This is a genomic window from Ulvibacterium sp. (genome assembly GCF_965248315.1).
Taxonomy (GTDB): Bacteria; Bacteroidota; Bacteroidia; order Flavobacteriales; family Flavobacteriaceae; genus Ulvibacterium.
In genome coordinates this window covers 337,807-349,070 of sequence record NZ_CBDFIX010000001.1, presented here as the reverse complement: position 1 = coordinate 349,070, position 11,264 = coordinate 337,807, and the positions used below count along the sequence as shown (strand labels likewise).

At 50.2% G+C, this 11,264-nt stretch carries 4 protein-coding genes; 3 read left to right on the top strand and 1 reads right to left on the bottom strand.

The features are described 5' to 3' along the window. A partial coding sequence (locus ACP2AF_RS01520) for a Calx-beta domain-containing protein (protein ID WP_425234478.1) occupies window positions 1-685 on the bottom strand: 685 nt, incomplete at its 3' end. Between ACP2AF_RS01520 and ACP2AF_RS01515 the strand changes: the two genes are divergently transcribed. From ACP2AF_RS01515 to ACP2AF_RS01505, 3 genes are all read left to right on the top strand, one after another. After that, a complete protein-coding gene (locus ACP2AF_RS01515) occupies window positions 632-7,993 on the top strand; it encodes a Calx-beta domain-containing protein (RefSeq protein ID WP_425234485.1) in 7,362 nt (2,453 codons plus the stop codon). The genes ACP2AF_RS01520 and ACP2AF_RS01515 overlap by 54 nt on opposite strands. 317 nt (window positions 7,994-8,310) lie before the next feature. Further along, window positions 8,311-9,216 (top strand): PorP/SprF family type IX secretion system membrane protein, encoded by a 906-nt coding sequence (locus ACP2AF_RS01510; RefSeq protein ID WP_425234477.1) that lies wholly within the window; start codon window positions 8,311-8,313, stop codon window positions 9,214-9,216. Window positions 9,217-9,232: 16 nt separating this feature from the next. Then, the gene (locus tag ACP2AF_RS01505) at window positions 9,233-11,185 is read left to right on the top strand and encodes an OmpA family protein (protein WP_425234476.1); all 1,953 of its coding nucleotides are present in this window, start codon (window positions 9,233-9,235) and stop codon (window positions 11,183-11,185) included. Window positions 11,186-11,264 lie beyond the last annotated feature (79 nt).

Below are 11,264 nucleotides of genomic sequence, written 5' to 3'. Positions count from 1 at the left end.
TCCCGGTCTGTGCCGTGAAGTCGCTTCCGTCCGTCGCGGACCCGTCTATGGTTGCGTAGTCTACCGATACGTTCCCTGCGATGTCCCCGTTCAGGTTCACGGTGAACCTTGCGAATGCGTCTGTCCCCTCTGTCACGGTTACGTTGGTGCTGGCGAATGATATGCCCGTACCCGGTACCGCGTCGTCGTCGTTTATGTTCCCGTTGGCCGAATTGGTGGGCTGTCCGTCCACGAAGCCTATGCCCAGGTTGGAGACGATGTTGGATAGCTGTACGGAGAACGCCTCCTGTGGCTCTATCACGCTGTCGTCCAGGATCGGCACGTCGATGTCGAAGGACTTGGATGTGGGGGTGAAGGTAATGGTCCCGGTCTGTGCCGTGAAGTCGCTTCCGTCCGTCGCGGACCCGTCTATGGTTGCGTAGTCTACCGATACGTTCCCTGCGATGTCCCCGTTCAGGTTCACGGTGAACCTTGCGAATGCGTCTGTCCCCTCTGTCACGGTTACGTTGGTGCTGGCGAATGATATGCCCGTACCCGGTACCGCGTCGTCGTCGTTTATGTTCCCGTTGGCCGAATTGGTGGCCTGTCCGTCCACGAAGCCTATGCCCAGGTTGGAGACGATGTTGGATAGCTGTACGGAGAACGCCTCCTGTGGCTCTATCACGCTGTCGTCCAGGATCGGCACGTCGATGTCGAAGGACTTGGATGTGGGGGTGAAGGTAATGGCACGGCACAGACCGGGACCATTACCTTCACCCCCACATCCAAGTCCTTCGACATCGACGTGCCGATCCTGGACGACAGCGTGATAGAGCCACAGGAGGCGTTCTCCGTACAGCTATCCAACATCGTCTCCAACCTGGGCATAGGCTTCGTGGACGGACAGGCCACCAATTCGGCCAACGGGAACATAAACGACGACGACGCGGTACCGGGTACGGGCATATCATTCGCCAGCACCAACGTAACCGTGACAGAGGGGACAGACGCATTCGCAAGGTTCACCGTGAACCTGAACGGGGACATCGCAGGGAACGTATCGGTAGACTACGCAACCATAGACGGGTCCGCGACGGACGGAAGCGACTTCACGGCACAGACCGGGACCATTACCTTCACCCCCACATCCAAGTCCTTCGACATCGACGTGCCGATCCTGGACGACAGCGTGATAGAGCCACAGGAGGCGTTCTCCGTACAGCTATCCAACATCGTCTCCAACCTGGGCATAGGCTTCGTGGACGGACAGGCCACCAATTCGGCCAACGGGAACATAAACGACGACGACGCGGTACCGGGTACGGGCATATCATTCGCCAGCACCAACGTAACCGTGACAGAGGGGACAGACGCATTCGCAAGGTTCACCGTGAACCTGAACGGGGACATCGCAGGGAACGTATCGGTAGACTACGCAACCATAGACGGGTCCGCGACGGACGGAAGCGACTTCACGGCACAGACCGGGACCATTACCTTCACCCCCACATCCAAGTCCTTCGACATCGACGTGCCGATCCTGGACGACAGCGTGATAGAGCCACAGGAGGCGTTCTCCGTACAGCTATCCAACATCGTCTCCAACCTGGGCATAGGCTTCGTGGACGGACAGGCCACCAATTCGGCCAACGGGAACATAAACGACGACGACGCGGTACCGGGTACGGGCATATCATTCGCCAGCACCAACGTAACCGTGACAGAGGGGACAGACGCATTCGCAAGGTTCACCGTGAACCTGAACGGGGACATCGCAGGGAACGTATCGGTAGACTACGCAACCATAGACGGGTCCGCGACGGACGGAAGCGACTTCACGGCACAGACCGGGACCATTACCTTCACCCCCACATCCAAGTCCTTCGACATCGACGTGCCGATCCTGGACGACAGCGTGATAGAGCCACAGGAGGCGTTCTCCGTACAGCTATCCAACATCGTCTCCAACCTGGGCATAGGCTTCGTGGACGGACAGGCCACCAATTCGGCCAACGGGAACATAAACGACGACGACGCGGTACCGGGTACGGGCATATCATTCGCCAGCACCAACGTAACCGTGACAGAGGGGACAGACGCATTCGCAAGGTTCACCGTGAACCTGAACGGGGACATCGCAGGGAACGTATCGGTAGACTACGCAACCATAGACGGGTCCGCGACGGACGGAAGCGACTTCACGGCACAGACCGGGACCATTACCTTCACCCCCACATCCAAGTCCTTCGACATCGACGTGCCGATCCTGGACGACAGCGTGATAGAGCCACAGGAGGCGTTCTCCGTACAGCTATCCAACATCGTCTCCAACCTGGGCATAGGCTTCGTGGACGGACAGGCCACCAATTCGGCCAACGGGAACATAAACGACGACGACGCGGTACCGGGTACGGGCATATCATTCGCCAGCACCAACGTAACCGTGACAGAGGGGACAGACGCATTCGCAAGGTTCACCGTGAACCTGAACGGGGACATCGCAGGGAACGTATCGGTAGACTACGCAACCATAGACGGGTCCGCGACGGACGGAAGCGACTTCACGGCACAGACCGGGACCATTACCTTCACCCCCACATCCAAGTCCTTCGACATCGACGTGCCGATCCTGGACGACAGCGTGATAGAGCCACAGGAGGCGTTCTCCGTACAGCTATCCAACATCGTCTCCAACCTGGGCATAGGCTTCGTGGACGGACAGGCCACCAATTCGGCCAACGGGAACATAAACGACGACGACGCGGTACCGGGTACGGGCATATCATTCGCCAGCACCAACGTAACCGTGACAGAGGGGACAGACGCATTCGCAAGGTTCACCGTGAACCTGAACGGGGACATCGCAGGGAACGTATCGGTAGACTACGCAACCATAGACGGGTCCGCGACGGACGGAAGCGACTTCACGGCACAGACCGGGACCATTACCTTCACCCCCACATCCAAGTCCTTCGACATCGACGTGCCGATCCTGGACGACAGCGTGATAGAGCCACAGGAGGCGTTCTCCGTACAGCTATCCAACATCGTCTCCAACCTGGGCATAGGCTTCGTGGACGGACAGGCCACCAATTCGGCCAACGGGAACATAAACGACGACGACGCGGTACCGGGTACGGGCATATCATTCGCCAGCACCAACGTAACCGTGACAGAGGGGACAGACGCATTCGCAAGGTTCACCGTGAACCTGAACGGGGACATCGCAGGGAACGTATCGGTAGACTACGCAACCATAGACGGGTCCGCGACGGACGGAAGCGACTTCACGGCACAGACCGGGACCATTACCTTCACCCCCACATCCAAGTCCTTCGACATCGACGTGCCGATCCTGGACGACAGCGTGATAGAGCCACAGGAGGCGTTCTCCGTACAGCTATCCAACATCGTCTCCAACCTGGGCATAGGCTTCGTGGACGGACAGGCCACCAATTCGGCCAACGGGAACATAAACGACGACGACGCGGTACCGGGTACGGGCATATCATTCGCCAGCACCAACGTAACCGTGACAGAGGGGACAGACGCATTCGCAAGGTTCACCGTGAACCTGAACGGGGACATCGCAGGGAACGTATCGGTAGACTACGCAACCATAGACGGGTCCGCGACGGACGGAAGCGACTTCACGGCACAGACCGGGACCATTACCTTCACCCCCACATCCAAGTCCTTCGACATCGACGTGCCGATCCTGGACGACAGCGTGATAGAGCCACAGGAGGCGTTCTCCGTACAGCTATCCAACATCGTCTCCAACCTGGGCATAGGCTTCGTGGACGGACAGGCCACCAATTCGGCCAACGGGAACATAAACGACGACGACGCGGTACCGGGTACGGGCATATCATTCGCCAGCACCAACGTAACCGTGACAGAGGGGACAGACGCATTCGCAAGGTTCACCGTGAACCTGAACGGGGACATCGCAGGGAACGTATCGGTAGACTACGCAACCATAGACGGGTCCGCGACGGACGGAAGCGACTTCACGGCACAGACCGGGACCATTACCTTCACCCCCACATCCAAGTCCTTCGACATCGACGTGCCGATCCTGGACGACAGCGTGATAGAGCCACAGGAGGCGTTCTCCGTACAGCTATCCAACATCGTCTCCAACCTGGGCATAGGCTTCGTGGACGGACAGGCCACCAATTCGGCCAACGGGAACATAAACGACGACGACGCGGTACCGGGTACGGGCATATCATTCGCCAGCACCAACGTAACCGTGACAGAGGGGACAGACGCATTCGCAAGGTTCACCGTGAACCTGAACGGGGACATCGCAGGGAACGTATCGGTAGACTACGCAACCATAGACGGGTCCGCGACGGACGGAAGCGACTTCACGGCACAGACCGGGACCATTACCTTCACCCCCACATCCAAGTCCTTCGACATCGACGTGCCGATCCTGGACGACAGCGTGATAGAGCCACAGGAGGCGTTCTCCGTACAGCTATCCAACATCGTCTCCAACCTGGGCATAGGCTTCGTGGACGGACAGGCCACCAATTCGGCCAACGGGAACATAAACGACGACGACGCGGTACCGGGTACGGGCATATCATTCGCCAGCACCAACGTAACCGTGACAGAGGGGACAGACGCATTCGCAAGGTTCACCGTGAACCTGAACGGGGACATCGCAGGGAACGTATCGGTAGACTACGCAACCATAGACGGGTCCGCGACGGACGGAAGCGACTTCACGGCACAGACCGGGACCATTACCTTCACCCCCACATCCAAGTCCTTCGACATCGACGTGCCGATCCTGGACGACAGCGTGATAGAGCCACAGGAGGCGTTCTCCGTACAGCTATCCAACATCGTCTCCAACCTGGGCATAGGCTTCGTGGACGGACAGGCCACCAATTCGGCCAACGGGAACATAAACGACGACGACGCGGTACCGGGTACGGGCATATCATTCGCCAGCACCAACGTAACCGTGACAGAGGGGACAGACGCATTCGCAAGGTTCACCGTGAACCTGAACGGGGACATCGCAGGGAACGTATCGGTAGACTACGCAACCATAGACGGGTCCGCGACGGACGGAAGCGACTTCACGGCACAGACCGGGACCATTACCTTCACCCCCACATCCAAGTCCTTCGACATCGACGTGCCGATCCTGGACGACAGCGTGATAGAGCCACAGGAGGCGTTCTCCGTACAGCTATCCAACATCGTCTCCAACCTGGGCATAGGCTTCGTGGACGGACAGGCCACCAATTCGGCCAACGGGAACATAAACGACGACGACGCGGTACCGGGTACGGGCATATCATTCGCCAGCACCAACGTAACCGTGACAGAGGGGACAGACGCATTCGCAAGGTTCACCGTGAACCTGAACGGGGACATCGCAGGGAACGTATCGGTAGACTACGCAACCATAGACGGGTCCGCGACGGACGGAAGCGACTTCACGGCACAGACCGGGACCATTACCTTCACCCCCACATCCAAGTCCTTCGACATCGACGTGCCGATCCTGGACGACAGCGTGATAGAGCCACAGGAGGCGTTCTCCGTACAGCTATCCAACATCGTCTCCAACCTGGGCATAGGCTTCGTGGACGGACAGGCCACCAATTCGGCCAACGGGAACATAAACGACGACGACGCGGTACCGGGTACGGGCATATCATTCGCCAGCACCAACGTAACCGTGACAGAGGGGACAGACGCATTCGCAAGGTTCACCGTGAACCTGAACGGGGACATCGCAGGGAACGTATCGGTAGACTACGCAACCATAGACGGGTCCGCGACGGACGGAAGCGACTTCACGGCACAGACCGGGACCATTACCTTCACCCCCACATCCAAGTCCTTCGACATCGACGTGCCGATCCTGGACGACAGCGTGATAGAGCCACAGGAGGCGTTCTCCGTACAGCTATCCAACATCGTCTCCAACCTGGGCATAGGCTTCGTGGACGGACAGGCCACCAATTCGGCCAACGGGAACATAAACGACGACGACGCGGTACCGGGTACGGGCATATCATTCGCCAGCACCAACGTAACCGTGACAGAGGGGACAGACGCAACGGCAATATTCGAGGTGGTCCTTACAGGGAACTACCAAGAACCATTTGACGTATCTTTCGAGACAGCCTTTGGCACTGCCGATGCCACTGATTTTGATGCACAAGCAGATATCCTTTCCTTCCTAGGAAATGACGGAGAAACCCAGACAATTGAAATTACAATACTGGATGATACTATCATAGAGCCCACTGAGAATTACATTATAAGCCTTACCGGTGTCACCAACCCGTTGGTATTTATAAACACGCCACAGGCAAACGGTTCTATTCTAGATGATGATGCTGATCCTTCTCTTGGCGTTCAATTTGATGTTACATCTATTGATATTGACGAAGGTGCTGGAACTGTTTCGTTAAATGTTATCCTAAATGCTGATGTACAAAATGAGTTTACCGTAGCATTCAACACAACGGATGGCTTGGCAAATGATCCTTTTGATTATACGGGAGTCCCCGCAAACACTCAAATCTTGACCTTCGGTGGAGGAAATCCAAATACTCAGAATATTATCATTCCAATCATCGATGATATTATCATTGAGGATACGGAGGATTTCCAAGTCGTACTAAGCGATATTTCAACCAGTTTGGTGAATCTTTTGGCCAATGATACAGTTTCCATAAATATAATTGATAATGATGGCAATGAAGGTTACCCAACGGATAGTACCATTGAAGCTTGTGATACCATACCACCAGCAGCGGATATTACATCAAGTAGCTCTTGTGCCATCAATGTAGTACTTAACGAAGACATTTCGGGTCAAGATGATGAATGTGCCACTGAATATACAATTACAAGAACTTGGACAATTACGGATTGTGTCGGCAATGTACGGGAGCATGCGCAAGTAATTACGATTGAGGACACCGTTGCTCCAACCTTTGTAGAGGCCTTACCACAGGACATGACGGTAGCCTGTAATGAAGTGCCCGAAGCCATTGTTCTAACGGCTATTGACAGTTGCGAACCCAACATTGAAGTTATCTTTGATGAAGTAGTGACCAATAGCGCTAACTGCGCTACTGGATATACCGTTACACGTACCTGGAATGCAAGTGATTGCGCCGGTAATACCGTAAATCATATGCAGGTAATCACGGTACCCCCAACTGGCCCGATCATGGCTGATCCCTTTGAGGAAGAAATCACTATTCTTTGTGGCGACACCTTCCCGGAAATACCACAATTGACATTTACTGGCGGCTGTGGAGACTATCAAGTAGTTTTCAGCCAGGAACGACAGGATTCACAAGATTCGGATGACTTTATGATTATCCATACTTGGGACGTGACCGATTCCTGTGGAAATACGGCTTCCTTTGAGCAGATCATCTTTGTACTGCAACCACAATTGGTAGAAGTGACCATTGATATTTGTGTCGAAGACGAGGCAATAAATCTGTTGGACTACCTCCCAGAAGGATTCCATACCAATGGTGAATTCATGACTCTTGAGGGAGAGGTAATATTGAACGGCGCACTATTTGATCCTTTTGAACACAAGCCGGGGGAATATAAGATTGCCTATAGCTCAACAGGTGGAGAATGTAAATACTTTGTAGACTTTGCCATAGTTGTAAATACCGATTGTGTACCCTGTGGACGCGATGAAATTGAGATTTCAACAGCAGTTACCCCAAATGGGGATGGGACCAATGATCATTTCGAGATAAGAGGAGTCGATTTCTGCCAGTTTGTCTTTGATGTGATGGTCTTCAATAGATGGGGTGACAAAGTATATGCATCCAAAGATTACCAGAATGATTGGGGTGGTTCATCACCAGGAAGCTCTTTTGGTAATTCGGGAGTTCTTCCAGCAGGTACCTACTACTATATTATTACCGCGACCGATACAGAAGTTGGCAAAACACTTGAACCTTTCAATGGATACATATATCTAGGTTCCAATAGATAAAGTGCTCAAAACATGCAGGAAAGGTACAATCGTTAAGGATTGGCCTTTCCTCACATGTAATGCATAGATACGTTAGCCAAAAGCTTCTTCAAACGAATAGATCTGTAATTACATAAAACTGATTATCAATTGGTTATGAATTTTATGTCTTGTACATCCAGAGAAAATAACAGTTGGCCGAAACTAATGTATCAGAACGAATTTAGGGGTGGTTTAAACGTCTAAATTATTGATTAGCAGGGGTTCTTAATAGTTTTGAAGTATAAAATGACCTACTGCTAATTGTATAGTAAAATCTAAATCTTAACCTAGACATCATGTACAGTTTTAAAAAAGCATTGCTCTTTGTTGGTATTCTAAGTAGCGCTGTAATATCTGCACAGCAATTACCCCAATTTACACAATACATGTATAACACCATCTCGGTAAACCCGGCATACGCCGGAAGTAGGGAGACTATTAATTTGACCGTTCTCCACAGAAATCAGTGGGCAGGACTGGAAGGTAATCCGAGAACAAGTACATTTTCAATTCATTCACCATTGCGTAATGATAGGGTTGGATTGGGTTTTTCCTATATCAACGATAAATTAGGTTTTGAAAGCACCAATTACCTATATGGCGATTTTTCCTATACTGTTCCAGTAAGTGATGAAGTTAAGATGTCCTTTGGTCTTAAAGCCGGTCTTACCAATTATAATCTAAACAATCCAGATCCTAATGATAATTTTTTTAACCCCAACTTCAACAGTTGGAATCCAAATTTTGGCGCGGGCTTCTACATCGGATCAAATAGATGGTATGCCGGTGTATCCTCTCCTAGAATCTTGAATACGGATTTGAACGAAGGGGAATTCCAGGCACTGGAACGAAACAGCTATTACGCTATTGGAGGCCTGGTGTTTGATCTGTCCGAAAAAACCAAATTCAAACCCACCATGATTACAAAGTTCACCAATGGGGCCCCGGCTACGTATGACCTTACCGCCAACTTTTTGTTTAACGAGAAATTTTGGTTGGGAGCCTCATATCGTTTTAACGACGCCTCAAATTTTGGTGCAATAATGGACTATCAGATAACTAAGGATATTAGGGTAGGCTATGCCTATGATTTACCGACCTCCTCCATTAGACCATATACCGGCGGCACCCATGAAATTATTCTTATATACGAAGTAATCAAGCAAACAAAAGGACCTGCCAAATCTCCGAGATACTTCTAGGAACCAAAAAGATCAAATGATGAAAAACAACGCCAAAACATTCCTTATAGTGTTATTTCTTCTTGCCACCAATCAATCCCTGCAAGCTCAGTATGGTGCGCAAAAAAGAGCTGATTACTACTTTGGCCAATTTTCTTATGTAAAGGCCATACAGGAGTATGAAAAAATGGTTGCAGGGGGATTCAACGAGGCCTATGGCCACCAACAATTGGCTGAATGTTACCTATTGATCAGGGATTACAAGAAGGCTATTCCACATTTTGAAGCGGTTATACACAATTCAAGTCTACCTACGGACTATTACTTTAAATATGCAATGGCCCTATACAGCAATGGGGAACAGAAAGAAGCGGAAAAATGGTTGAAAAAATACAAGAAATACAATAAAAATGATTCCAGGTTAAAACGTTTTCTAAAAGATGGGAACTTGGCCTCTGTGGTTTTTAACAGTAGGGAACGGTATGAGGTAGAACTTGCAGATTTTAACTCTACCGAAAGTGATTTTGGGGTTTTCAAAAGAGGCGAACACATTTACTTCGCGTCCTCTAGAAAAGAAGATGTTGAAGGGAGTGCATATGGCTGGAACAACGAACCTTGGCTGGATCTTTTTGTATTAAGGGAAGGGGACTCACTTTCCGTCCCAGAAAAACTTCCAGGGGACGTAAATTCAAAATTTCATGAGAGTTCATTGATTTTCTCAACGGATTATAAAAATGATACGATCATTTACTTTACCCGTAACAATTATTACAATAACAAGGAAGGGTATGGTGCCCAAAAAGAAATAAATCTAAAAATATTCAGTGCCATTCAAAAGGACGGGGAATGGACCGTGAACCGGAACATTAGGATAAATAGCGACTATTATTCCAATGGCCATCCTACGGTAACTTCGGACAGGCTCAGAATGTATTACACATCCGATCGCCCCGGAGGATATGGCGGTACGGACATCTATTATTCTGAAATTCATGAACGAGGTGGCATAGGAACCCCAATAAATGCAGGACCTGTCATTAACACAGAGGGTAATGAGATGTTTCCTTTCGTAAATCAAGAAGGTAAGCTATTCTTCTCTTCGGATGGTCATGTAGGTTTTGGGCAATTGGATGTATTTTCCACTGTAACGGATGACGAAGGCAAGATTGTAGATGTCATTAATTTGGGAAGACCCATGAACAGTTCAAGCGATGATTTTGCGTTTTATGCGGACCCTAACGGGATTTCCGGTTACGTGAGTTCAAATAGGGAAGGTGGTATAGGAAGCGATGATATCTATGAATTTAAATTCACCCCATCTTTGGATATTGAGGGTTTTGTTACGGATGGTGTGAACAACAAACCTTTGGACAGTGTACAAATTAGATTGTTCGACCAGCAGACCAATACTTTGGCCGGAGAAACCGTGACGGACAAAAATGGTTATTATAGAATGCCCATCAACAGGAACGCAAATTATATGATTGAAGCGGTGAGAAGGACACATCCACATAAAAATACCTTCTTCAATACGCATAGCACTCCCCATGAAACCAAAATCATTAGGCAAGATATTGTTCTGGAACCTATTCTTGATTTAAAACTACTGGCTAATCTCAACAAAATTTATTTTGATTTCAATAAAAGTGATATAAGGCCAGATGCCGCTTTGGAATTGGACAAAGTGGTAAAACTTATGACCAAGACCTATCCAGATATGGTCATACGGCTCGAAGCACATACCGATCCCATAGGTAGCCATGCCTACAATGATAGATTATCGGAAAGTAGGGCAAAATCTACCTACGAGTACCTAGTCGCCAATGGTGTACCCCAGGAGCGTATATTGTCTTATAAGGGTTATGGCAAAAGGAAGCTTATAAATCATTGCACTAGCAAAAAGGACTGTTCTCCAGAAGAATTGGAACTCAATAGAAGAACCGAATTCCCTATAGTTCAAATCAAAAAAGGAATTTTAGCATCAAAATAAGGCAAACGACCATTACCAAAAAAGTCCTTCCCATGAAATTTGCGAAGGACTTTTTCAGTATTACAAATAACCGCTTTGA

Coding starts and splice junctions, on each gene's coding strand:
- ACP2AF_RS01510 (WP_425234477.1), top strand. CDS start 8,311: ATGTACAGTTTTAAAAAAGCATTGCTCTTTGTTGGTATTCTAAGTAGC.
- ACP2AF_RS01505 (WP_425234476.1), top strand. CDS start 9,233: ATGATGAAAAACAACGCCAAAACATTCCTTATAGTGTTATTTCTTCTT.